Here is a 23,209-nt window from a genome sequence, read left to right as displayed (position 1 = left end):
TGCTCGTGAATGGATGCGTACACGAACAGTCGGCAGGCGCGTTTTGGACCGCTGCACTACACGTCGGAAGGCTACCTCGCCATCGAGGAATACGGGCTCATCGGCGACGGTGCCGGTGCCGCCCTGGTAGGTCGCGACGGAGCAATCCCGTGGCTGTGCGCGCCCCGCTTCGATTCGCCACCGCTATTTTGCGGTCTGCTGGATGCGCAACGTGGAGGTGCCTTCACCATCGCCCCGGAGCGACTGGATGAGTCCCGCCACTACTATCTGCCGGACACCGGTGTCCTGGCGACCGAACTGCGCGGGCCCGACGGGGTCGTGCGGATCACCGATGCGCTCACCTTTCGCACCGGCGCCAATCTGAACGAGGGGGTGCGAGCGGCCCGGGGCGAGTTGCTGAGGCAGGTCGAAGTCCTCGAGGGAGATGTGCCGCTGCGTATCGATATGGCACTCCGGGGTACGGTGGATGCCGAGCCTCATGGTGACGGCTGGCGGATTCGCACCCGGGACGGGCTGGAGCTGCGTTACAACGCCACCATCGCACTGCAGGGACTGCGCAGCATCTATTACGCGCGTGCGGGTGAGTGTTTCCACCTCGTACTGCGCTGGGCGTCCGGCTCCTACCGCTATGATCCCATCGCCCACCAAGAGGTCCTGGAGGCCACTATCGCCTCGTGGCGGCGCTGGATCAGCGGCTTCGAATACGGAGGTCCTCAAGCGGCGTTGGTGCGACGCTCCGCCATTACCCTCAAGCTGCTGGACCACTTTGAAAACGGAGCCATCATCGCTGCTCCCACATCGTCGTTGCCCGAGGCCGTTGGTGGTCCGCGCAACTGGGATTATCGCTACACCTGGGTGCGCGATGCCGCCTTCTCCGTGTACGCCCTCCGCGGGGTCAGTCTCACCGTAGAAGCGCAGGCGTTCCTCGCCTGGGTGCTGGACGACGTAGAAAACCCCGGCCGCCCGCGGGTTCTCTATGACCTGGACGGAGGTGTGCCGCCGCAGGAGTGGGAAGATGGGGAGCTGGAGGGATATCGCGGTTCAGCGCCGGTGCGGTGGGGTAACGCCGCAGTGGAACAGCGTCAGCACGATGTCTTCGGTGAAATACTTGACAGTGCCTATCAGTGGGCCAATCGGGGCGGTCGGGTAACCCCTCACCTCTGGTCATGTCTGCACACATTTGTCGAGCAGGCCCGCGTGGAATGGCGGAAACCCGATCACGGTATCTGGGAAGTGCGCACCTCTGGCCACCCGTTCACCTATTCCGCCGCGCTGTGCCAAGTGGCCCTGGATCGCGGCGCCCGCATCGCCGAGCGACTGGGCCTTCCCGGCGATATCAGGGGCTGGCGTGCAGACGCCGCGGTTATTCGGGAAACCATTCTGAACGAGGCCTGGAATTCGAAGCGAAACACCCTGACGGAGCATCTGGGCGGCGGCTGGCTCGACGCGAGCCTGTTGACCCTGCCGCTGAGGCGGGTGGTGCCGTTCGATCACCCCCGGATGATAGCCACCGTGGAAGCGGTTCGGCAGCGACTCGGGGCCGGGGACGGCCTGCTCTACCGTTACATTCCCGAGGAATCGCCGGACGGACTGCCCGGTCATGAGGGGGCGTTCCTTCTGTGCAGTTTCTGGCTGCTCAACAACCTCACCGGCCAGGGTCGCCTGGACGAGGCGACAGCCCTTTACGATGCCCTGTGCAATCGCACGAATGATCTGGGTCTGCTGCCGGAGCAGATCGACCCGGCGACCGGTGCCTTCCTGGGCAATTTTCCCCAGGCCTTCAGTCATGTGGGCCTCATCGCCAGCGGCCGCAATCTGGCGCGGGCTCTCCAGGGGAACAGAGATGATTGAGAAGCTGGTGATACTGGGTGCCGGGGGCGACCTGACGGCGCGCTATCTGTTGCCGGCGCTTGCCCGCCTGCTTGAAGCAGAACGTCTGCCACCCGGCTTTTCGGTTCTTGGGGTCGGCCGCGAACCGGCTGGTAATGAGGATTTCCGCACCCGGATGACTGAACGGCTCGTCCGCCATGCCCCGGATGTGAGTCCATCGACCCGAAATCAGCTCGTGGCGCGCCTGGTCTATGGTCAAGCCGATGTGACCGATGCGAAGCAGATGGCGCGGCTGCTGCGATCGGCGGATGAATCCCTGCTGGCCTACCTGGCCCTGCCTCCCGCCATTTATGCACCGACCATCGAGGCACTATGCGATGCGGGGCTCGCCCCGGGCAGCCGACTGGTGATCGAGAAGCCTTTCGGCCGGGACCTCGAATCCGCCCAAGCTCTCAACCATTTGATTGCCGAGCGCCTTGGCGAGCAGACGGTGTTCCGTATCGATCATTTTCTGGGAATGCAGACGGTACAGAACATACTCGGCCTGCGCTTCGCCAACCGGGTGTTCGAAACGTTGTGGAATGCGGTCCACGTGGAGCGGGTCGAGATCGTCTGGGACGAGACCCTCGCCCTGGAAGGACGTGCCGGCTATTACGACGCCACCGGCGCGCTACTCGACATGATACAGAATCATCTGCTGCAGTTGCTCGGCCTGGTAGCCATGGAGCCGCCTCAGAGCCTGAACGCGCGGGACTTGCGCGACCGCAAAGTGGATGTGCTGCGGGCGGTACGCCGATTCGGACCCAATGAAGTGGACTACTACACCCGGCGTGCCCGCTACGGGGCCGGGGAAATAGGGGGACGTCCCGTAGGGGCCTACACCCACGAGCCCGGAGTGGACCCACAACGCGGCACGGAGACCTTTGCGGAGGTGACGCTGTTCGTCGATAACTGGCGCTGGGCCGGGGTACCGTTCGTCCTGCGTAGCGGCAAGGCCCTGGCCCGCGACCGCTGTGAGATCGCCATCCACTTCCGGCCGGTCCCGCACCTCGCCTTCGAGGAGAACGCCGCTGTCCCGAACGTTTTGCGTCTGAATTTCGAACCGGAACGGATTGCACTGGCGCTCAATATCACCGGCCCTGGCGAACGATTCGAGCTGCGCGAGACTGTGCTGGACAGTCCGCTCAACGCACCGGCATCGGACGCCTACAGTCGGCTGCTGCTCGATGCCCTGCAAGGGGACTGCACCCTTGCCATCCGCGGCGACGAAGCGGAAGAGGCCTGGCGCATCGTCGAGCCGATTATCCGCGCCTGGGAGGCGGGGCGGGCACCCCTTGCCGAATACCCGGCGGGCACCCATGAACCGGGTACATCCGACCCGGCTGTGGAAGAACCCTGATCACGCGGCGATATTCCTGGAGCAGCGCATAGCGTCAAGCGCACTCCGGCATCGGCAAACTGCGGTCTGCGAGCTTCTCCTTTGGGATCTGCACCCGCCTGCCTACTCAAGCAGATGCGGTCCAGCCGGAAACGGACCGGCCTTTTCCTCTGTTTTCATCTTCCGCACCCGTTCTTGCAGCCTGGTGAAGGCTCCCGTAATGTTAGGTCCGTGATGATTGACGGAACTTGCGGGGGGAGCCTCGCATCAACTAAGGGATTTTAAATTATGACTGACGCACAGAACTACGAAATCGTCTTCAGCGGTGAGATTCTGGATGGCTTCGAGGCGCAAAGCGTCAAGGAGCGGATCGCCGCAATATTTGATCTCACGGGCGAAAAGCTTGAAGCCCTGTTCTCCCATCCCCAGGTCGTTCTTCGCCGCAACCTCAACGCCGACAAGGCAGAGGAGTACCGGGTGCTGCTCGAGAATGCTGGCCTCAAGACGAACGTGCGGCGTTCGGCGCCGGCGCCCGCTGCCTCGTCCGTCGGGGCTGTGCCAGCTGAGCCCGTCTCGCCGGAGCGAGATGTCGTGGTCGACCGGGAATCGTCTAATGAACCTTTCACCTTCGCCGGTACCGGCGCCGAATTCTTCCGCATCTGGATCGTCAACATCGCCCTGACGATTGTCACCATCGGCATCTATTCCGCTTGGGCGAAGGTGCGGACGCAGCGCTATTTCTACGGCAACACCCGCCTGCACGGCAGCAGCTTTGAATACCTGGCCGAACCGCTGCAGATCCTCAAGGGCCGGCTGATCGGCCTGGCGCTGTTCGCGCTCATTGCAGTGGGGGGTGAAGTCGCGCCCGTTGTCGGGGTGATCGGTACTCTGCTGCTGTTCGTTTTGATGCCGTGGATCGTGGTGCAGTCGCTGCGTTTTCGGGCACGAAACAGTGCGTGGCGCAATGTCCGTTTCGGCTTCGACGGCAGTGTGAAAGGGGCACTGGCCGCATTCGTGGGCTGGCCAATGCTGGGGGGGATTACCTTGGGGCTGCTGATGCCGTTGGCGTTTTTCAAGCAGCAGCGATTCATCGTCGACCATCACCGCTTCGGGGCGACCGCCTTCCGGCTGGAGCTCGGGCCGCGGCCTTATTACATGCTGTTTGTGACCCTGGTCGGGGTCGTCGTGGCCGCAATGGTCGTCTCTGTCCCCATGGGCTCGGTGTCTCCCATTCTGCCCGCCCTGCTGTTGCTACCCGTATACCTGGTACTGTTCGCCTGGTTTACGGTCAGGAGTGTTAATCTGAAATACAACAACACGCGGCTCGACGACCACGGTTTCGCCGCCAGCTATGCGCTCGGCTCCTACATGAAACTGGTAGCGCTGAACACGCTCGGCATGGTCTTGACCCTGGGGCTGTTCTATCCCTGGGCCAAGGTGCGCACGGCCCGATACGCCGCGGAGCACACGGAGTTGGTCGGCGTTGGTGACCTGGACGGTTTCGTGGATCAGCAGAGCGAACAGGTGAGCGCCATCGGACAGGAGGTGGGTGACCTGTTCGACGTCGAACTCGGCCTGTGACCGTCGTTAGCGGCTGGTATTACCCCGCCGGCAGTTCGCGGCGGGAGCCGGCCGAGCTGCACGGCGCAGGTGGGGCCGTTTCGGTCCGGACCAGTGGGGAGCAGCGGGAGCCGCTGCTCCCTGCCGCCCGCGTGCAAGTCTCCGATCGGCTCGGCAATACGCCTCGGTTCCTCACCTTCCCCTCCGGGGCCAAATTCGAAACCGACGAAAACGCCGCCATCGACGCGCTGTTACCCAATGCAGCCGTAGCTCTTCTCCATGGGCTCGAGAGCCACTGGCGGGCCATCGCTCTCTCTCTGGTGATGGTGGTCACCATGGTTTTTGGTGTGGTTCGCTACGGCATTCCGGCACTGGCAGAGGAGGTGGCCTTTGCGCTGCCGTCCTCGGTTAGTCGGGAGATCGACCGCGGAGTATGGACGGTCCTGGACGAGCAGTTTTTCCACCCGAGTCGTTTGGGGGCAGAGGTCCGAGAGCGGTTGAAGGTGCGCTTCCAGCTCAGTGCCACCCGGCTGGCCCCCGAGACACCCGTGCGTATTGTTTTCCGGGATGCAGAGCACTCGATCGGTCCCAATGCGCTCGCGCTGCCATCGGGCACCATCATTTTCACTGACCAATTGGTGGAGTTGGCCGACAACGATGAACAACTGATTGGCATCTTCGTCCATGAACTGGGACACGTGGTGCGCCGGCACGGCCTGCGCCGCGGGCTTCAGGTCTCGGGGCTCACACTAATGGCGGTGTCGATCCTGGGGGATATCTCGGCGGTGTCGTCGCTGGTTGGTTCCCTGCCGCTGGTACTGACCGAGCTCGGCTACTCCCGATCGTTCGAACGCGAGGCCGACGCCTACGCCATTCGCTCCCTCGAGCGCGAGGGCGTCTCCCACGAATACTTCGTCGCCATCCTGAACCGTCTGGAGCAGGGTGCCTGTCGGGAGACCGGCAGCACCTGCGAGGCCGCCGAGTGGCAGGGTTATCTCTCTACCCATCCCTTGACCGATCAGCGGGTCGCCTGGATCCGCAGGGCCGTGAAGTGATTGAAAAGGCCCGGCGACAAATGCCATCCCTCAAATCGCTCCAGCCCCGGCACCGAGGTAGGCTGCCATCAGGTCGGACTTGGGTTTTTTCTGCGGGATTCGGGGAGGTTCTGTGACGGAGTTCCCGGTTTGGCGCGCCGAGTGGGAATTTTCCGTATATTTTACGTTAGCCTGAAAAGGCAACGGAGATCACAGAAATGGGCATTTTAGTTCACTACAAGAACAACAGCCCGAGCGTGAAGATCAACATGGACCCGATGCCGTTTTGTATCGGCCGCGGGGACATGAATGAGCTAAGCCTCGATGACGACCTGGCAAGCCGTGAACATGCCATTGTCGAAAAGGTTACCGGCGAACAGAGCGGGAGCACGGAATACGTCCTGAGGGATTGCTCCAGCACCAACGGCACCTTCGTCAATGGTGAACGCGTCAGTGCGCACCTCCTGGTGGAAGGTGACACGATCCGGATCGGCCGGACCTTCTTCCGGTTCTTCAAAAACGCCCAGGGGGAGCTAAATGAGACCGTGATCATGAAGCGGATTCTGCCCGGGATTTTCTACACCACACCAAAGAAATAAAACGCAGGGACAAGGGGATTTCGATTCATTGCAATCGCCACTCCCACACCCCGACTGTTGCCATTCCCGATAGATCGAATCCCGGATAGATGAACCTCAGCGCTCAGGCCTTGAGGTGATCGTTGACGGTGACCACTTGTGGTATTCCCTGCCGCTGCAGTCTGCCGACAAACTCGGTGCGGGTTGCGGAGACGATACAGAAGATATCGGGGCGGAACCGGGAGTAGTCCAGCAGGACGCTGGCGAGTTCTCCCTCCCGACGGGTTAGCCGGAAGTCGATGCCGGCGGCGAGCAGGGCCGGGATCAATCCCTTTGGGGGTAACTCAAGCCCTGCCGAGGCGCTGACGTGGAGCACATCCAACAGCATCCCCTCGCGGCGCGCCAGGTCGACGGCGTACTCGAGCGCTTCGCGCCGGGGCGACGCGTCCAGAGCGACCACCACCCGCGACTCGCCGCGATAGCCATAGAGCTGTTCCAGCTTTTCGTGGTGCGGCCGGAGTTCGCCGTAATGGGCATGCTCGAGACCTTTGCCCATGCGCGCCAGGATCGATCGGGCCCGCGTCAGGAATCTGTGCTGGCTCATCAGAAAAGCCTCGCGTTGATCCAGAAATGGACCAGGATGCTGGCGCCGTAACCGGCGGCGATGGCCGGCGTCCATTTGAGATGAGAGAAGAAGGTGTAGTAGCCGCGCGCCTGTCCCATCAGCGCAACTCCGGCGGCCGAGCCGATGGACAGCAGACTGCCGCCGACGCCGGCGGTCAGTGTGACCAGCAGCCACTGGCCGAGGGACATGTCGGGTTCCATGCTCAGCACGGCGAACATTACCGGGATGTTGTCGACGATGGCGGATAGCACGCCGACCGTGACGTTGGCCGATGTTGCACCCCATTGCAGGTACATCACCTCGGAAGTCAGGGCGAGATAGCCGATGAAGCCGAGTCCGCCCACGCACAGCACCACCCCATAGAAGAAGAACAGGGTGTCCCACTCGGCACGGGCGACTCTGCTGAAGATATCGAACGGCACCACGTCGCCGATCTGTCCTTCACGCTCGGCATCCAGATGCGCGGTCTTTTTCAGGAAGAAGCCGAACAGCTGGAGGTAGGCGAGGCCGGTCAGCATGCCCACCACCGGCGGCAGGTGCAGGAAGTTGTGGAAACCGACTGCGGTGGTGATGGTGAGCAGGAACAGGACGATGATCCGCTTGGCCCCCCGCTTGGTGTCGACCCGCTCATCCGAAACGGTGGGCTGTTCGTCAGGAATGGCGAAGTGCATCAGTGCCGCCGGAACCAGAAAGTTCACCGCTGCCGGAATGAACAGTCCGAAAAACGACCAGAACTCCACGATTCCCTTCTGCCAGACCATCAGCGTAGTGATGTCGCCGAACGGACTGAAGGCACCGCCGGCGTTTGCCGCAACCACAATGTTGACGCAGGCGATGGAGACGAAACGGCCGTTGTCGCCGCCGACGGCCAGGACCACCGCGCACATTAGCAGCGCCGTGGTCAGGTTGTCTGCCACCGGCGAGATGAAGAAGGCGAGAATACCGGTGAGCCAGAATAGCTGACGGAGGCTGAAACCCTTCCGGATCAACCAGGAGCGCAGGGCGTCGAATACCAGTCGCTCGTCCATGGCATTGATGTAGGTCATCGCCACCAGCAGGAACAGCATCAGTTCCGCATATTCCAGCAGGTTGTGACGGACCGCCTGCTCCACATCGTGACTCACGCCGCCCTTTGCGACGTAGACCGCGGCGATCAGGCCCCAGATGATGCCCGCTGCCAGGATTACCGGCTTGGACTTGCGGAGGTGGGTAAACTCCTCGGCCATTACGAACAGATAGGCGACGGCGAATATCCCGAGAGCTGTGAAGCCCACCCAGTGCTGGGTGAGGTCCAGTCGATCGGCACCGTTTTCAGCAAACGCCAGCCCGGGGGCCAGCAGGGCCGGGAGCAGGACGCCCCCGGCCAATCTCAAAATCGCTTTCATATTGCGCATTTCTCTCAGAAAATCAGGTTCATCATCAGCAGCATTACGACCAGGAACAGTACGGTCATGACGCCGCCTGCCCGAATGTAGTCCGGCACGCGGTAGCCGCCCGGTCCCATGATCAGTGCGTTGACCTGGTGGGTCGGGATTAGGAAGGAGTTCGAGGTGGCAATGGCCACAGTTAGGGCAAACACAGCGGGATTGGCGCCGACACCAAGCGCTATGTTTACCGCCAGCGGGACCAGGAGAACCGTGGCGCCGACATTGGACATCACCAGGGTGAAGAAGGTGGCGAGCACGGCGATGGCAGCCTGGATGACCCAGATGGGGGCATCGCCCATCAGTACCAGGGTCTGCTCGGCAATCCACTTCGCCGTGCCCGAGGTCTCGACGGCGAGTCCGAGCGGTATGAGGCTGGCCAGCAGGAACACGGTCTTCCAGCTCACCGCCTCGTAGGCCTCGTCGATATTGAGCACGCCGGAGAGGATCATGCCGAGTGCGCCGGTCAGTAGCGCGACGGACAGGCGCAGGTCCGAGAACAGCACCAGCGCAAGGGCGATGCCGAAGAACAAAAGGGCAAAGCCCACCTTCTGGGGGCGCATCTCTTCGCGCGGGTATTCGGAGGTGACTACGACGAAATTGTGGTCCTTCTCCAGACGGGCCAAAGCGTCCCAGGGGGTGTGCACTACCAGGGTATCGCCCGGCTGCAGCGGCTTGTCGCGGATGCCGTCCCCTTCCCGCAAGGTCTCGCCGCCCCGGTTCAACGCCACCATGGAGAGGCCGTAGGTCTTGCGCATCCAGACGTCACGGGCGCTCTTGCCCACCAGGTTGGAGCCCGGTGGGATGACCAACTCGGCGATTCCGGCCCTGTTCGAAGCCAGGGCGTCGGTAAAGGTCTCCAGGTCGTCGCGTTCCTCCAGCTGGAAATGCGAGGTAAACCCGTGCAGATGTTCGGGCGAGGCCAGTACCCCCAGTACACTCCCCGCCTCGATGCCTACATCGCGCGCCAGTCCGCCGGGGCCTATCCGGACATCGTTGCCGCGCTGCGCTGCGATGACGCGGATGCGAAACCGGTGCTCGACATCATCGAGCAGTTTGCCTACCAGCGGGCTACCTTGCGGCACCACCACTTCCCAAAGTTCGTAGTCGATGCCGTAGGTCTGGCGGAAGAAGTCCATGGTGCTGGTGGCACTGATCCCCTCGGACTTGTTGACGGGCAGCACGAAACGACCGGCAATGATGAAGTAAACGATACCTGCGGCCATCAGGACAAGCCCGATCGGGGTGACGTCAAACAGGCCGAAGGTCCCCATCTGTTGGGTTTCAGGTAGCGCCTGGTTGGAGGTCAGGATCAGGTCATTCAGCAGGATCAGTGGGCTGGAGCCGACCATCGTCACCGTGCCACCGAGAATAGCGCAAAAGCCCATGGGCATCAGCAGGCGGGACATGGGAAGTCCGGTCCGCGCCGAGATACGGCTGACCACCGGCAGGAACAGGGCGGCGGCGCCGACATTTTGCATGAAGCTCGAGATGATGCCGGCGGTTCCGGAGATGATGGGGATGATGCGGGTCTCGGTGGAACCGCCGACCTTGAGAATCACGCCCGCCACGCGGGTCATCAGTCCCGTCTTGTCCAGTCCGGCCCCAATGATCATCACGGCGATGATGGATATCACCGCGTTGCTCGAGAAGCCGTCAAAAAGCTGCTGCGTCGACACCAGCCCCTGTTCGATGCCCATCAGCGGTGCCAGCAGCGAGGTTACGCCAAGCAGGACCATGATGGTGATGGCGGCCACGTCCACCTCCACCACCTCGAAGGCAAACAGATAGATGGTCAGCAGCAGAATGGCCGTTACCCAGGCGATTTCCACGCTGGGGACGATGCTGCTGAGGCCGAATGCGACGGCGGCGAACACCGCTGCGGCAATTGCTTTTTTCTTCGATGTCTTAGACTCCGGTTCGACAGTGTCTTCCTGCTCGGCCGGGTCTGCATGGGATGGAATGGTGGACATGGTAGTGCTGTTCTCCTTTTTGTTCTGTTAAACCGGGTTGTTACGGATTCGGTGCTCCGGCGGCGATGACGACCAGCGGTATGTGAGATGGCCAAAGGGCCTTTTTCACTGTTCCGGTCAACAGCTCCGTTGCCGGGAATCCGGTTTCGTCGGCGACCAGAAAAAGCGGCTGGGTATTGGTTCGCAGATATCCCGCCAGGGCGGTGAGAGGCTCTCCTTCGAGTGCCAGGCTGCGCCAGCGGATCCCATGCGCCTGCAGCTCTGCGCTCCGGCCCGGGTCCATCTCATAGATGAAACCTTTGAGCGAGATGACGTCGAGGGCCGCCTCCAGCTGACAACAGCACTGCAGCGCATAATCGAAGGCGCGGCGGGATCCGGTTGCGCCAGTGGCCAGGGCAAGCCGACGCCCGCCCACGTGCGACCGGTCAACGGTCGCAGCGGCCGGTGAACGCTTGCGCGAATCGAGCACTTTTCTCTTCTGTCGAGGCGAGAGGAATTCCCCCGCGTCGGAGCAGGCCATTGCCTCCAATGCGCGCCGAAGGTCTTCCGTAATCCGTTTCATAGCGTGAAAGTCGTGGAGTAAGCCCTGTGTAGTGCACTCCTCGTGCCAACCTGCTTCCTGTTCTAAGTCGTTGAGTTGTTTGAAAGGTGCGGAGCCGGGAATGGCGTTTGTGTTGCGATTCGCAACAGCTGTAGGAAGCATTGGCTGCATCACGCCCCACTTGCCTTGGATAAATGGTGGGTGTTACAAATAGCAACACCCTGTTTCACACTGAAACGTATATGGCCAGCCTGCAAGGCAAGATTCGTCTGGGTTCCTATGCCCTCGCTACGGTAGTAGCGGCGCTCTCCGCCGTGGTCTATCTCGACCTGCGTTTCCTTGAAGACCAGGTGGAGAGTGGGGTAGCCGTGTCGCGCTTCAGCGAACACGTATTGGAGATGCGGCGTTTCGAGAAAAACTATCTGCTCTACCACAGCAATGATGACCTTTCGGCCGCGTTCGAGCACAACGGGGCTGCCGGCGAGATCCTGGTGACCCACGACGAGCTGTTTGCCGGGCTCGCACCGCAGGAGGAGCTGGTGACGCTGGATCGTCGCCTGGAACGCTACCGGGCCCTGCTCGAGATCTATTCCGACAATCGGGATGGTCAGCCGGTACCGCCCATTCGTGAGGTGGGGCGGGACATTTCCATTGCCGCCGACGTCATCTCGGAGCGCGAACGTGCGACGGTGCTGCAATACCTGCGCAACTCACGCATCGCTGTGGTGATCTCGGTTCTGGTGGTGGGGGCGGTCGGGGTCCTGATCGGACGGCTGCTGTCGCAGGCGGTAGTCCGGTCGCTACGCCAGTTGGAGTCGAATCTGGAGCCGATCGCCCGGGGCCGTTTCCGGGCCCTCACCGCCCACTCGGATGATCGCGAGATCGTCTCTTTTACCCGGGCCTTCAACCGCATGCTGGGAGAACTGGAGGCGCGACGGCGTCAACTGTTGCACTCCGAGAAGCTCGCCTCGTTGGGGGTATTGGTCTCGGGGGTGGCGCATGAACTGAACAACCCGCTCTCGAATATCTCCTCTTCCTGCCAGTTGTTGCTGGAAGAGCAAAAGGACGGCGACCGGGAGCTGATGCAGGAGTGGCTGGAGCAGATCGACGAGCAGACACAACGGGCGCGCGGCATAGTGCTCGCGCTGCTCGATTTCTCCCGAAATCGCCCGTTTGCGACGGAGCCGGTGCTGCTGTCGCCGCTACTGGAGAAGGTCCTGCTGCTGCTGCATAAGGAGTTGAAGAATGTGGTGGTGGATACGGACGTCCCGCCAGAGTTCCTGATTCGGGTCGATTCGCAGCGCATGCAGCAGGTCTTCATTAACCTGATCAAGAACGCCACCGACGCCGGAGGTCCCGGCACCCGGGTGCGTGTCCGTGCCGAGTATCGCACCGGGCGGGAGGCGGCTCCGGCAGAGGATGCGTATGTCTTCGGCAATGATCTCTGCCCCGGCGGTGACGAAAAGGTGGCAATCATCCGGGTCGAGGACGATGGACCCGGTATCGAGGCGGCGATTCTTCCGAAGGTCTTTGACCCCTTCTTTACCACCCGGGAGACGGGCCACGGCATGGGGCTCGGGCTTTACATCGTCGAGGAAATTATCCGTGAACACGACGGCTGCATAGCGATACGTAGCCGAGAAGGAGTGGGTTGCACCTTCAGTATCCGATTACCGGCAGTGGAATCCAACCGATGAATCAGTCCGATATCTCTCTGTTGATTATCGACGACGAACCGATTGCGGTGAAGAATCTCGCCCACGTCTTCAAGAAGGCGGGCTACGCGATTACCACCCGGCAGAGCGGACCGGGTGGACTTCGGGCGATAGAGGAACGGCCCTTTGACATCGTGTTGACGGATCTGCGAATGGAGGAGGTGGATGGAATGGAGATTCTGCACCGCTGCAGGGAACTCCACCCCGACAGCGCGGTGATCGTCATCACCGGATATGCCACGCTCAGCTCTGCGGTCACTGCGCTGCGTGAGGGCGCCTTTCATTACATCGCCAAGCCCTTCCGCCTGGACGAGGTCCGGGAAGTGGTCCGGGGCGCTGTCGAAATGGTGCGTCTGCGGCATGAGAACAGGAACTTGCGGCGGCAGGTGGACAGCTACCAGGGCCAGGTCAAATTCATTACCCAGGACCAGGCGGTGCTAAGGGTGCTTGAGACCGCCCACCAGATCGCAGACAGCGGCTGCAGCGTCCTGGTTACCGGCGAAAGCGGGACCGGCAAGGAATTGCTGGCGCGCTACTTGCACGCCCACAGTCCCCGTGTCGAAGCACCGTTTGTGGCGGTCAACTGCGGCGCTTTTCAGGAGGAGTTGCTGGCGAACGAACTGTTCGGTCACGAGAAGGGGGCGTTTACCGGAGCGGACACGGTCAAGCGGGGTCTGATCGAGACGGCCGAGGGCGGTACCCTGTTGCTGGATGAAATTGCCGAGATGACCCCCTCGATGCAGGTGAAGCTGTTGCGGGTGATCCAGGAGCGGGAACTGCTTCGCCTGGGTGGGGTTCGCCCGATCAAGACCGATGTTCGTTACATTGCGGCCACCAACCGCGATCTGGAGGCGGCCGTGGCAGAAGGCAGCTTTCGCCAGGATCTGTATTACCGGTTGAATGTGGTCCGGTTGCAGTTGCCGGCGCTGGCGCATCGTTCCGGTGATGTGCCGCTGTTGGCTTACCACTTTCTCAAAAAACATGCCGCGATCGCCGAAAAATCCGTGCGAGACATTACGCCGGAGGCGATGACCTTACTGACCGGTTACGGCTATCCCGGTAACATTCGGGAGCTTGAAAATGCGATCGAATTTGGCGTTGCCATGACCAACGGCGACGAACTGAGGGCGGACCACCTGCCGGGGAACCTGCGGGAAACCCATGCCGCTTTTTTCCGGACGCCTTCGGCTCCCCCTCTGACCCTGGAGGAGCGGGAAGCACAGTACATCCGACTGGTGCTTGAAAAAACCGTTGGCAATCGGACCCAGGCCGCCCGGATCCTCGGAATCGATAGGGTTTCCCTGTGGCGCAAGATCAAGCGTCACGGGATTAATGCGGATGAGTCTTGAGTACCGCACCCTCTGATCGATCAAGAGCTCGGGGGCTGCGCTTGGCGGTTGTTGTCCTTATGAAGCCGCTTCGCTCGCCGACTTCGGGTCGTCACGCATCACCAGCGTATCGAGCACCGGATTGATCTCATCCGCCGGCATTCCCGCCCGACTGGCATGTTCCCGAATCGCTTCCTCATCCACGGCTTGATAGATACAGATGGTGCCCAATCTGCCGTTTTCTTCTTTGACCACGTAGGACCGTATCCAGCGGATACGGCCCGTCATCTCCTCTCCGACTTCCGATGAACGCTTTCCCACCTGCTTCATCTCGTTCGGGTCCGAAGAGACGTTTCGGCGGCGAATCGCATAAAGTTGCATGCCCATAGCGGTGCTCCTTTTCGTGAACTTCCTGCCATGAGACTAGAAAACTCGAAGGGATTTTCCTCTGGTAGTTTTCCGGAGGATGAACGGAGCCAGTGCCAGGGACCATCCTTCAAAATGGCCCTGAACCCAACAGAATCCATGTTGGATTAATAGATAAGTCCCCTATATTTGCTAGTAATTCCATTTATCAGCGCTCGATGCCGGGAGCTACGTGAAAAGCCGTATAGCCAACGCTTGGCAGGAGCTTCGGGCCAGCTTCTGGTTCGTGCCGGTACTGATGGCGCTGCTTGCCGCCTTGCTCTCGTTGGTGACCCTGACGCTCGATGCAGCGCCCGGCTTGTTGCCACAGGAAACCAGCTGGTTCTGGTCGGGGGAGCCCCAGGGCGCACGTGACATGCTCACCACCATTGCCGCCTCCATGATTACGGTCGCAGGGATGGTGTTCTCGATTACCGTGGTTGCACTTACGCTGGCGGCCAACCAGTTCGGGCCGCGGCTGTTACGTAATTTCATGCGTGACCCGGGCAATCAGGTCGTTCTCGGCACCTTCATCGCCACTTTCCTTTACTGCCTGCTGGTGCTTCGCGCGGTTGGTGGAGCCAACGACACGGTCTTTATTCCGCACTTCTCGGTGACCGTGGCGGTTGCCCTTGCCGTCGCAAGTCTCGCTGTTCTCATCTACTTCATCCACCACGTATCGATGTCACTGCAAGTGGAAAACCTCGCCTCCGGTATAGCCACCGAGCTTGCCGAGGGGATCGATAACCTGTTCCCCGAGAGACTGGGAACAGCTCTTGAACCGGACACGCATAGCGAATTTTCGGTCCCGGAGGCTGCTGGCGATGAGCTGAAGGCGGTAGTAACAAGGCATAGCGGCTATCTGCAGGCGATCGAAAATGAAAATCTGATGGCGACCGCCGAACGATACGATCTCATCCTCTGTGTGCACTGTACACCGGGGGACTTCGCCAGGGACGGCACTGTGCTGCTGGCCGCCTGGCCGGCCGAACGCTGTAGCGAGGAGGTGGCCGAGGCGATCGCCGCGATGTTCATCATCGGACGGCAGCGCACACCGACCCAGGACGTGAAGTATCCGATGCAACAGCTGGTGTCTATCGCCGTGCGGGCGCTTTCGCCGGGCATCAACGACCCGTTGACGGCGGTTACCTGCATCGATTGGATTGGAAACGGCCTGGGGCGGTTGGCCGAAAGGAAAATCCCTTCTCCCTTTCGCCTCGATCAAACAGGCAGGCTAAGGGTTATCGCCCCCGCCCTGAGCTTTGCCGAACTGGCTGACGTCGCCTTCAACCAGATCCGGCAACTGGGTGCCGGGCATCTGTCGGTCATGCTGCGTCTGCTGGAGAGTATCGAAACCAACGGCCGACGCGTCCGTCGCCCGGAGGACGGCGCGGCCTTGGCCCATCATGCCGGATGGATTGCGGAACAGACCCGACGGGCCGGTCACCAGGAGCGTGATCTGCAAACCGTCGAAACGCTCTACGCCCACGTGGTCCGTACCTTGGCGGATGGAGGAGGCGAGGGAGAAGATTCCGGATCGACCGTCTCGGAACGGGCGTAGTCCCCAGCCTGACCGGTGGCACCGGGAGGGCAACCGGCTACTTTGAAGCGAGCGGTGTCACTCCTTGATAGCGGGTCGTCGGCAAATCTTCACTTCCTACATCCCTGTAGGTCGTATTCACAGCGTACCTGCTATCAAGGACTTAGTTTGCTCGCCGGCATCAAAAATGGGAATATGCATTTACCTTGGGCAGTGACCGGATGTGAAAGAACCGGCCGTCTATTTTCCGTATACTGGTTTCATCTCAATCCGTACTAAAGGAGAGGCGCAATGGAAGATTTCGGTACTGGCACGGCTGCGGTCGGGGGCAGTGTGTGGCCTTATGTGGTGAGTTTCGCCGGTGCCATTATTCTGTTGGTGGTCGGGGTCGTGCTCATTAAATGGGTGTCCAAAATGCTGCCGGGAGCCTTGATGCGGTTTGAGTGGATGGATGACACCTTGCGTCCGGTATTCGCCGCCGCGATCGGTTATACCCTGTATGTTTTCCTCGGCATCATGGTGCTGGCGCAATTCGGGATCCAAACGGCCTCGCTGATTGCCGTTTTGGGTGCCGCTGGCCTGGCCATCGGTCTGGCCTTGCAGGGCACATTGTCGAACATCGCCGCCGGAATGATGTTGTTGATCCTACGGCCTATCAGGGTGGGCGAGTATATCGATGCCGAGGGACTTGCGGGCACCGTCCTGGAGATCGGCCTGTTCACCACCGAGTTGAAGACCTTTGACGGGGTTTATCGATCGGTACCGAATTCCAATATCTGGAATCGCTCCATTCTCAACTACTCGCGCAACCCGACCCGGCGCATCGATGTGGCTATTGGCATCGCCTATGAAGATGACCTGGAAAAAGCGATGGCTGTTTTGCTCGATCTACTGAAGAGCGACCCGCGGATCCTGACCGACGCGCCGGCCGAAACCATGATCAATGCGCTGGCCGACAGCTCGGTCAACGTCAATATGCGCTGCTGGGTCGATAAGGATGATTACTGGGCGGTATTCTTCTTCCTCCACCGAGAGGGAAAGAAGGCACTGGAGGTCAACGGCTTCACGATTCCTTTCCCGCAGCGGACGGTACACATTAGCGCTGACAAAGCCGGCGCCCCGGCTGCACCGACGGCTGCCAGGAAGGCGCCGGCCAGGCGCCGAACCACCGCGGCTGCTAAAAAGGGCTGAATCGCGCCTGCGATCCCGGGAAACCGGTAATACCCGACTGCCTGCCCCTGTTTAGGGGTGATGGGAAAGGGCTGCCGTATGGGCTTCTTATTCGGCAACGGAGCCCCCTGGCACGATCTATCCTGTGACTGAAGGGATCGGGCAGGAGGAACAGGGCAACCGCATACTTCAAAGCGAGCGGTGTAAGTCCTTGATAGCAGGTCGTCGGCAGCAGGGATGCTGCCGTCGAGCGTACACGGATGTATTCACAGCGTACCTGCTATCAAGGACTTATATCGCTTGCAGGCATCAAAAATGTGAGTATGCGTTTACCCTGGCAGGAGGAACAGGATGCGCGCTTCAATGAGGGGCAGACTGATCGCGATCGGTTTCTGGTTGACCGGCATCGCTCCGGCGGCAGCGCTGGTTCTTGAAGAGCAGGGCCGTCCCCCTATCGGTGTCAGTTGCGTCCAGCTGGTCGAGCGTGACGAAGGATTCGAATTGCGCGCTGAATGGATCCACCACCATCCGGCCTATGCCAACGCCCGCGTGCCGGTTCACATCGATATCCTTGATGCTGGTGGAGCAGTACTGGAGCGCCATGAGGCAATCTACACGCCACGCCGCATTCTTCACCACAGTCCCAACCGCCAACGACTTACCTTCCGCCTGCCCTTGCAGAGCCGCTCGTCGGAGATAGCGCGCGTGCGCATCCATTACACATCGGCTAAGCAATGACCGGGAACGGGGGCTGGAATTTCAGCTTTCGGGGAGTGGTTGCAGTTTTTCCGTGTTGAATGTGTGCTGTCGATTTTTGGGCAAAATCACGGTAAAGAATGCACCGCCATCGGGACGGTTCCGAACGATCATGTGCCCGGACATGGATTGGACATGATGATTGACGGTGGCCAGTCCGATTCCCGAACCGCTGGGCTTCGTGGTAAAAAAAGGCTCGAAGATCCGCTCTTTGTCATCATCGGAGATCCCCTCTCCCATATCGGCCATGGTAAGTACTACCTGCTCATCCCTCGTATGCAGTGTCAGCCAGATACAGGCGCCATGTGGTGAGGCATCGATCGCGTTGAGCAGCAGGTTCTTGATGATGCTGCGCAGTGCCTCTTCGTTGTAGTACAGAGGGGCGGGTTCGAGTTGTGTCTTGATGGTGAGTTGTTTTTCCTGTACCTGACAGTCGTGCAGGGCGAGAAGCTCCATGGCGATGCGATCCATGCGTACTGAAAAGTCCGATATGGCCGCATCGGTACGTGCAAAGTTGAGATATTTGGTGACCAACGCATCAACCTGTTTGATGGATTGTTCCATGATGGCGATGTCCTGTTCAGTGTGATGATTGATGCGATAGAGCAGTCGTATCGGTGAAATGGTGTTCTTGATCTCATGCGCGAAGTTGGCACTGAGTTTCCCTAGCGCAGAGAAGGTGTTGGCGTAGTGTATCTGTCGCTCCAGCGCCTTTACCGTCTCGATGTTCTGGATCGCAACGATGTCGTAGCTGGATAGGGTGGAGAGGGTAATAAGGGCGGGAAACTTTCTCCCATTCACCAATATGACGCCCTCACCCGTCAACCATCCCGATGAGGTGTCCCCATGGGGCTGCAGCGTTGGTGTCTGCTTGAAAAGGCTTTGCCAGCGGATACCCAGCAACTGATGAAGTTGATAGCCCAGTTGCTCGTGCTGTGCATTGGCGTAGATGATCGTGCCATCGGCTTCCACGACCAGGACGATATCCGGTACCGTGCTCAACACGGAATTATAGAACTCCTGTGCAAAGCGCGTGTTTTCCAATGAGTCGGCCAGGCCATGGAAGGCATGTCTCAGTTCACTGGCCAGCGTTTGTATCTCGTCTTTTTCCGAAAATCGCACTTCATCCACGTCCCCGGGGTGACCACGTGCCGCCTTCTGAACTTCATGAAAAATGCGATTAAAGCGTCGGGTGATATGGCGTGAAAAAAAACAGGCGAACCCGACGCTGATAGTCAGTACGAGAAAATTGCCCAGGTAAACGAGTTTTTTCAGTGGTGCCAAACTCGAAGCGATGGCTGCACCGTTGACTTCCATATACAGGGTTCCAAGGGAGCCGGAAACGCCACTTATCTGGTGTGAGATATCCGCGTGCAACGCTTCCGTGGATTTGCTCAGCACGGGGTAGGTGCCGGGATCCGAGTGCGCCAGCATGTATCCGTCCTTGTCCATGATCCAGGCCGAGTCAACAATGTGACTTGATGATAAACCTTGCACAATTCGAAAAAGCGACCAGTAGTCCCGGCGAGTGACATGGGAGAGGAGTTGCTCATCCTTGTTAAGCAGCAATTTCTTCATGTCCGTCCAGATGCTTTCTCTGACAACGTCCTGGCCATACATGAAAAAAAGCACCGTGGTCGCCATGGATGACAAGGCAACGACAAACACGATAACGAGAATAAGTTTATGCCCGAGCCGCAGGGACCGGGAGCTACCTGGCTTTATTTTCATGGGCTGCTGACGTATCAAGGATATCTTTTATCGAGGTGTAATGATCCCGATCGACCGATTCGAAATGACGTATGGCGAGCCGATTCAGAATGGCGCGCCCTTCGTCGTCATCGTGCATCGATAGCAGGATAAGCCGCATCGCGCTGAGGACATCTTTCTGAAGACCGGGAGAGGCGACAATGGGTGGGGCAGGATAGGGACCGAACCGTTTCAAGACGCGAAGTCTCTCCAATAGACCGCTGGCCCTGGACTCCAGTTGATGGAATACCAGACTGCTGATGCTGCCTCCGTCGACGAAACCACCGGTCACCGCCTTGATGGTATTGTCATGATCATCCGTGTAGATGAGTGGGCGAAAAAAACGGTTTGCCAACTGCCCGTTGAGTGCCATTTCATAGGAGGGTGCCAGTGCGCCGGAAAATGATTGCAGGTTTGAAAATGCAAAAGGCCTGCCTTGCAGGTCAGCCAGCCCCGTGAAGTCACGATCGCTGCGCACGATAATATAGGAATAGTAGAACGGACCTTCCTTTCGACTGGGCACCGCCACAATCGGCATCGGTCTTTCAGTGGCAAACCCCGCCGGGTCAATCCAGGCCAAATCCACTGCGCCACTGAGGACCAGGCGATTCATTTCATCCTGCGAGCTGGTGAACACCGGCCAGATATCCCTGTCCAGGCGTTGGGAAATGTAACCCAGCAGTTGAGTGATAGTGTCGATGTCCGAGCGCGATACTACCGCGGTAAAACCAAAACGTACGCTGTTGTCCGATAGATGCAAGGCTGGCGCTGTGGTTGATAGTACCAAGAAGAGCCATGCGCCAAGGCAGCGTATGAGTATTCGCATACTTCCCCCCTTTCTCCATCAACGGTTATACACCGATCTGAAACCGCGGCAAACGGTCAAAAACCGACCCCTTGCAATCAACTCTTGATAGGCCTTGACCGCTTTTAGTCTCTCTTTTTTATCAAATACCCAACAAATTCCTTGACTTGGCGGTTTAAAAGAACATGGCCCGGAACTTGCGATGGTCTCTGTTAGCGACGCTAACCAATTATCGTGAGGATTCGAGACGTGGGCTTTATCAAGGCATTCATCTCAAAACTTGGCAGACCCAGCCGCCGCTTCGCCGTTGGCACGCTGGTGGCGGTGGGCCTGGTGGCAGGCGTACTGGCTACTTCTGCCTTTACCGTCGCCGTGGACTCAACCAACACCACGGAATTCTGTATCTCCTGTCACAGCATGAAGGATGTCCCCTATCAGGAATATACCGCGAGCGGTCACCTCAAGAATCGCAGTGGTGTCTCTGCAGGTTGCCCGGACTGTCATGTGCCCAAGTCCTTCTGGCCAAAGATGCGCGCCAAGGTTATGGCGGCCAAGGACGTTTGGCACGAGATGCTGGGGACGATAGACAGCGAGGAAAAGTTCAAAGAGAGACGACTGCAAATGGCGGAGCGGGTATGGCACAGCATGAAGCAGTCTGACTCCGCCACCTGTCGGAGTTGCCATGCCTGGGGTTCGATGAATTACGAGGTTCAGGCCTTGCGCGCGCGCCGGCAGCACCAGGAGGCGCAGGAACAAGGTGAGACGTGCATCGATTGCCACAAGGGCATTACGCACACAGAACCTGTGCCCGAGTCTGACGAAACAGAAAACGCAGATTTCGACTTGGCATTCTAGTTCCAAATACCAGCGACTGGCAGGAGAAGACCCATGCTGAAAAATCGAGTTACAAAGAAAGAAACCTTGCATTCACCTTTGACGCTTCGGCCGGCAATGCTCGCCGCTGCCCTGCTCGTGGCGCCGGTGTATGTCAGTGCCGAAGCCGTTGACTGGGACGGTGTGGAAGGAAACGAGGTCACACTGTTCTACCCCGGGCAGGCCTCCTGGGAGTGGGCACTGACACAAAGCGATCACAGCGGTAACGAGCGTTTCCGCCAGGGACGTAATTGTTCCTACTGTCATAAAGGCGAAGAGGGGGATATCGGCAAGCTCATCGTAGCCGGGGAGAAACTTGAACCGACGCCGATTGATGGCAAGCCGGGCAGTGTGAAACTGGACGTGAAGATGGTCAACGACGGCGAACGCCTCCATGTGCGCCTCGCGTGGCCGGACACCGGTTACAAGCCTGTTGAGCCAATGGACAAGGACAATGCCCTGCGCGTCACCATGATGCTCGATAACGGTGGTGTCGGGGAGGCCACCAGAGCCGGCTGTTGGGGTACCTGTCACGATGACGCCAACCGCATGGCGAGCGCCAACGGTGAAGAGCGTGTCAAGTATCTTTCTGCCTCACGCAACAAGATGTCGCGAAGCGGCGGCGGTGACAACGTCAAGACCGATGACGAAATCGCCAAGCTGCTGGCCGGCAATCACTTCATGGAGTACTGGCAGGCCCGTGTGGGTGTCGATGGCGAAGCCAAATCCGTGCATGGCTACATCCTCGATGAACGCCACGAGACGTTTGACAGCAAAGTCGATGTCGACGTCAGCCGGGAGGAGGATCGCTGGGTAGTTGTACTGAGCCGTGACCTGACGGCACCCGGTGACGGTTACAAAACCCTCAGCGAGGCCAAAAAGCTGATGGTGGGTTTCGCCCTGCACGATGGCCATGCAACGGGCCGCGCTCACTACGTCTCACTGGACCACAGCGTATCACTGAATGGCGGCGACGCTGATCTGCAGGCCAGCAAGAGGTAGACCAATCATGAACGCCACCAGACAGCGATCCCTTTGCAGTGCTTTCCTCGTGGCCTTACTGCTCCTGCTGATCTCCGCAGGCGGCGTGCTGGCGCGCGACATGGAGAGCTGCACCCGTTGTCACGATGAGACGTGGGAGTCTCCGGTACTGAACATCCTGCAAACGCCGCATGCCGTCATGGCCGACGAGCGTACCCCTTTCGCGCCCAATGCCTGTGAGGGGTGTCATGGTGATGGTGGCGAGCACATGAAGGCGCCTGCCGACGACGAGGAAAGGACACCTCCGCCGGTAACCTTTGGTGAGGAACACACCAGTGTGGCGAAGCAGAACGAGACCTGCCTTGGCTGTCATGACAGTGGGGCGCGGATGCACTGGCGCGGGAGTATGCATAACTTCGAAGAGTTGGCCTGCGTCTCCTGTCACACGGTGCATGTTCCTCGCGACCCGATCCTCGACGAGCGGAAGCAGACCGAGGTGTGCACCAGCTGCCATGCGCGTCAGAAGAGTGAGGCCCTTCGGCCATCGGCACACCCTGTGCAGGATGGGGCCATGTCGTGCAGTGATTGTCACAATCCCCATGGCACATTGAATGAATCGCTGCTGCGTCGCAGCAACGTCAATGAGACCTGCTACGACTGTCACGCGGAAAAACGGGGCCCGGTACTGTGGGAGCACGCCCCGGTGACAGAGGAGTGCACCACCTGCCATCAGCCACACGGTTCGATCCATCAGCCCATGCTGAAAGTACGCGGACCGCAGCTCTGCCAGCAGTGCCACCTCGGCACTCATTCCAGTGCCGCCTTTGGGGGTGACAGTCTCGATACCCCCTTCATGGCCGGCAAGAACTGTCTGAACTGCCACGTGCAGGTACATGGCAGCAATCATCCACAGGGCCAGAGACTGACGCGCTGACCTGCGCGAA

Annotated in this window: 20 protein-coding genes; 13 read left to right on the top strand and 7 right to left on the bottom strand. The window is 59.8% G+C overall.

The window, feature by feature from the left end; translation table 11 throughout:
• The first annotated feature begins 9 nt into the window (after window positions 1-9).
• The 5 genes from Q7L05_RS02215 (at window position 10) to Q7L05_RS02195 (ending at window position 6,401) form a co-directional block, all read left to right on the top strand.
• On the top strand, window positions 10-1,851 hold the full coding sequence (locus Q7L05_RS02215; RefSeq protein WP_303901289.1) for a glycoside hydrolase family 15 protein: 1,842 nt from the start codon (window positions 10-12) through the stop codon (window positions 1,849-1,851).
• A complete protein-coding gene (locus Q7L05_RS02210; RefSeq protein WP_303901287.1) occupies window positions 1,844-3,229 on the top strand; it encodes a glucose-6-phosphate dehydrogenase in 1,386 nt (461 codons plus the stop codon). Before Q7L05_RS02215 ends, Q7L05_RS02210 begins: the two co-directional genes overlap by 8 nt.
• Before the next feature lie 267 nt (window positions 3,230-3,496).
• Window positions 3,497-4,789 carry a YjgN family protein gene (locus tag Q7L05_RS02205; protein WP_303901285.1) on the top strand — a complete coding sequence of 431 codons (1,293 nt, stop codon included), beginning with the start codon at window positions 3,497-3,499 and terminating at the stop codon, window positions 4,787-4,789.
• On the top strand, window positions 4,786-5,823 hold the full coding sequence (locus tag Q7L05_RS02200) for a M48 family metallopeptidase (protein WP_303901283.1): 1,038 nt from the start codon (window positions 4,786-4,788) through the stop codon (window positions 5,821-5,823). Before Q7L05_RS02205 ends, Q7L05_RS02200 begins: the two co-directional genes overlap by 4 nt.
• Before the next feature lie 197 nt (window positions 5,824-6,020).
• Window positions 6,021-6,401, top strand: coding sequence for an FHA domain-containing protein (locus Q7L05_RS02195; RefSeq protein ID WP_303901281.1), 381 nt, complete (start codon window positions 6,021-6,023; stop codon window positions 6,399-6,401).
• Between the two features lie 103 nt (window positions 6,402-6,504).
• Here Q7L05_RS02195 and Q7L05_RS02190 read toward each other — a convergent pair whose 3' ends face one another.
• From Q7L05_RS02190 to Q7L05_RS02175, 4 genes are read right to left on the bottom strand one after another with little or no spacing between them, the layout of a single operon-like run.
• Window positions 6,505-6,984: a universal stress protein gene (locus Q7L05_RS02190; RefSeq protein WP_303901279.1), complete on the bottom strand. Its 480-nt coding sequence runs from the start codon at window positions 6,982-6,984 to the stop codon at window positions 6,505-6,507.
• Window positions 6,984-8,390, bottom strand: a complete 1,407-nt coding sequence (gene nhaD / locus Q7L05_RS02185) for a sodium:proton antiporter NhaD (RefSeq protein ID WP_303901277.1) — start codon at window positions 8,388-8,390, stop codon at window positions 6,984-6,986. The genes Q7L05_RS02190 and nhaD overlap by 1 nt, the downstream gene beginning before the upstream one ends.
• 14 nt (window positions 8,391-8,404) lie before the next feature.
• Window positions 8,405-10,402: an SLC13 family permease gene (locus Q7L05_RS02180; protein ID WP_303901275.1), complete on the bottom strand. Its 1,998-nt coding sequence runs from the start codon at window positions 10,400-10,402 to the stop codon at window positions 8,405-8,407.
• 40 nt (window positions 10,403-10,442) lie between these two features.
• A complete protein-coding gene (locus Q7L05_RS02175; protein WP_303901273.1) occupies window positions 10,443-10,964 on the bottom strand; it encodes a hypothetical protein in 522 nt (173 codons plus the stop codon).
• Between the two features lie 221 nt (window positions 10,965-11,185).
• On the opposite strand from Q7L05_RS02175, the gene Q7L05_RS02170 reads away from it, so the two are divergent.
• Window positions 11,186-12,640, top strand: a complete 1,455-nt coding sequence (locus Q7L05_RS02170; RefSeq protein WP_303901271.1) for a sensor histidine kinase — start codon at window positions 11,186-11,188, stop codon at window positions 12,638-12,640.
• Window positions 12,637-14,007 carry a sigma-54-dependent transcriptional regulator gene (locus Q7L05_RS02165; protein WP_303901269.1) on the top strand — a complete coding sequence of 457 codons (1,371 nt, stop codon included), beginning with the start codon at window positions 12,637-12,639 and terminating at the stop codon, window positions 14,005-14,007. Before Q7L05_RS02170 ends, Q7L05_RS02165 begins: the two co-directional genes overlap by 4 nt.
• Window positions 14,008-14,064: 57 nt before the next feature.
• Here the strand turns inward: Q7L05_RS02165 and Q7L05_RS02160 are convergent, their stop codons facing one another.
• Complete coding sequence (locus Q7L05_RS02160) at window positions 14,065-14,373, bottom strand: DUF4242 domain-containing protein (RefSeq protein ID WP_303901267.1); 309 nt, start codon at window positions 14,371-14,373, stop codon at window positions 14,065-14,067.
• Between the two features lie 211 nt (window positions 14,374-14,584).
• On the opposite strand from Q7L05_RS02160, the gene Q7L05_RS02155 reads away from it, so the two are divergent.
• The 3 genes from Q7L05_RS02155 to Q7L05_RS02145 all read left to right on the top strand — a co-directional run bounded on the left by Q7L05_RS02155 (window position 14,585) and on the right by Q7L05_RS02145 (window position 17,839).
• The gene (locus Q7L05_RS02155) at window positions 14,585-15,952 is read left to right on the top strand and encodes a DUF2254 domain-containing protein (protein ID WP_303901265.1); all 1,368 of its coding nucleotides are present in this window, start codon (window positions 14,585-14,587) and stop codon (window positions 15,950-15,952) included.
• 270 nt (window positions 15,953-16,222) lie between these two features.
• Window positions 16,223-17,122, top strand: a complete 900-nt coding sequence (locus Q7L05_RS02150; protein WP_303901263.1) for a mechanosensitive ion channel family protein — start codon at window positions 16,223-16,225, stop codon at window positions 17,120-17,122.
• A gap of 342 nt (window positions 17,123-17,464) precedes the next feature.
• Window positions 17,465-17,839 carry a hypothetical protein gene (locus Q7L05_RS02145; RefSeq protein WP_303901261.1) on the top strand — a complete coding sequence of 125 codons (375 nt, stop codon included), beginning with the start codon at window positions 17,465-17,467 and terminating at the stop codon, window positions 17,837-17,839.
• A 21-nt stretch (window positions 17,840-17,860) separates the two neighbouring features.
• Here Q7L05_RS02145 and Q7L05_RS02140 read toward each other — a convergent pair whose 3' ends face one another.
• Both Q7L05_RS02140 and Q7L05_RS02135 read right to left on the bottom strand, forming a co-directional pair.
• Entirely contained in the window at window positions 17,861-19,588 is a 1,728-nt protein-coding gene (locus Q7L05_RS02140; RefSeq protein WP_303901259.1) for a sensor histidine kinase, read from the bottom strand.
• Window positions 19,569-20,432 carry a PhnD/SsuA/transferrin family substrate-binding protein gene (locus Q7L05_RS02135; RefSeq protein WP_303901257.1) on the bottom strand — a complete coding sequence of 288 codons (864 nt, stop codon included), beginning with the start codon at window positions 20,430-20,432 and terminating at the stop codon, window positions 19,569-19,571. The genes Q7L05_RS02140 and Q7L05_RS02135 overlap by 20 nt, the downstream gene beginning before the upstream one ends.
• Window positions 20,433-20,660: 228 nt before the next feature.
• On the opposite strand from Q7L05_RS02135, the gene Q7L05_RS02130 reads away from it, so the two are divergent.
• The 3 genes from Q7L05_RS02130 to Q7L05_RS02120 are packed head-to-tail and all read left to right on the top strand — an operon-like array spanning window position 20,661 to window position 23,199.
• Window positions 20,661-21,266, top strand: a complete 606-nt coding sequence (locus tag Q7L05_RS02130) for a NapC/NirT family cytochrome c (RefSeq protein ID WP_303901255.1) — start codon at window positions 20,661-20,663, stop codon at window positions 21,264-21,266.
• A gap of 33 nt (window positions 21,267-21,299) precedes the next feature.
• Window positions 21,300-22,286 carry an ethylbenzene dehydrogenase-related protein gene (locus Q7L05_RS02125; RefSeq protein ID WP_303901253.1) on the top strand — a complete coding sequence of 329 codons (987 nt, stop codon included), beginning with the start codon at window positions 21,300-21,302 and terminating at the stop codon, window positions 22,284-22,286.
• Window positions 22,287-22,293: 7 nt separating this feature from the next.
• Entirely contained in the window at window positions 22,294-23,199 is a 906-nt protein-coding gene (locus Q7L05_RS02120) for a DmsE family decaheme c-type cytochrome (RefSeq protein ID WP_303901251.1), read from the top strand.
• The last annotated feature ends 10 nt before the right edge of the window (window positions 23,200-23,209 follow it).

Source organism: Thiohalomonas denitrificans (genome assembly GCF_016841685.1).
In the GTDB taxonomy this organism is placed as follows: domain Bacteria; phylum Pseudomonadota; class Gammaproteobacteria; order Thiohalomonadales; family Thiohalomonadaceae; genus Thiohalomonas; species Thiohalomonas denitrificans_A.
The sequence above is the reverse complement of the archived record's forward strand: the minus strand, read 5'-3'. Positions and strand labels throughout refer to the sequence as shown.

What these genes read in the sequence shown, in the direction of transcription:
- Q7L05_RS02205 (WP_303901285.1), top strand. Translation starts at nt 3,497, where the DNA reads ATGACTGACGCACAGAACTACGAAATCGTCTTCAGCGGTGAGATTCTG.
- Q7L05_RS02180 (WP_303901275.1), bottom strand. Translation starts at nt 10,402, where the DNA reads ATGTCCACCATTCCATCCCATGCAGACCCGGCCGAGCAGGAAGACACT.
- nhaD (WP_303901277.1), bottom strand. Translation starts at nt 8,390, where the DNA reads ATGAAAGCGATTTTGAGATTGGCCGGGGGCGTCCTGCTCCCGGCCCTG.
- Q7L05_RS02135 (WP_303901257.1), bottom strand. Translation starts at nt 20,432, where the DNA reads ATGCGAATACTCATACGCTGCCTTGGCGCATGGCTCTTCTTGGTACTA.
- Q7L05_RS02165 (WP_303901269.1), top strand. Translation starts at nt 12,637, where the DNA reads ATGAATCAGTCCGATATCTCTCTGTTGATTATCGACGACGAACCGATT.
- Q7L05_RS02215 (WP_303901289.1), top strand. Translation starts at nt 10, where the DNA reads ATGGATGCGTACACGAACAGTCGGCAGGCGCGTTTTGGACCGCTGCAC.
- Q7L05_RS02120 (WP_303901251.1), top strand. Translation starts at nt 22,294, where the DNA reads ATGAACGCCACCAGACAGCGATCCCTTTGCAGTGCTTTCCTCGTGGCC.
- Q7L05_RS02195 (WP_303901281.1), top strand. Translation starts at nt 6,021, where the DNA reads ATGGGCATTTTAGTTCACTACAAGAACAACAGCCCGAGCGTGAAGATC.
- Q7L05_RS02145 (WP_303901261.1), top strand. Translation starts at nt 17,465, where the DNA reads ATGAGGGGCAGACTGATCGCGATCGGTTTCTGGTTGACCGGCATCGCT.
- Q7L05_RS02175 (WP_303901273.1), bottom strand. Translation starts at nt 10,964, where the DNA reads ATGAAACGGATTACGGAAGACCTTCGGCGCGCATTGGAGGCAATGGCC.
- Q7L05_RS02150 (WP_303901263.1), top strand. Translation starts at nt 16,223, where the DNA reads ATGGAAGATTTCGGTACTGGCACGGCTGCGGTCGGGGGCAGTGTGTGG.
- Q7L05_RS02125 (WP_303901253.1), top strand. Translation starts at nt 21,300, where the DNA reads ATGCTGAAAAATCGAGTTACAAAGAAAGAAACCTTGCATTCACCTTTG.
- Q7L05_RS02160 (WP_303901267.1), bottom strand. Translation starts at nt 14,373, where the DNA reads ATGGGCATGCAACTTTATGCGATTCGCCGCCGAAACGTCTCTTCGGAC.
- Q7L05_RS02210 (WP_303901287.1), top strand. Translation starts at nt 1,844, where the DNA reads ATGATTGAGAAGCTGGTGATACTGGGTGCCGGGGGCGACCTGACGGCG.
- Q7L05_RS02170 (WP_303901271.1), top strand. Translation starts at nt 11,186, where the DNA reads ATGGCCAGCCTGCAAGGCAAGATTCGTCTGGGTTCCTATGCCCTCGCT.
- Q7L05_RS02190 (WP_303901279.1), bottom strand. Translation starts at nt 6,984, where the DNA reads ATGAGCCAGCACAGATTCCTGACGCGGGCCCGATCGATCCTGGCGCGC.
- Q7L05_RS02140 (WP_303901259.1), bottom strand. Translation starts at nt 19,588, where the DNA reads ATGAAAATAAAGCCAGGTAGCTCCCGGTCCCTGCGGCTCGGGCATAAA.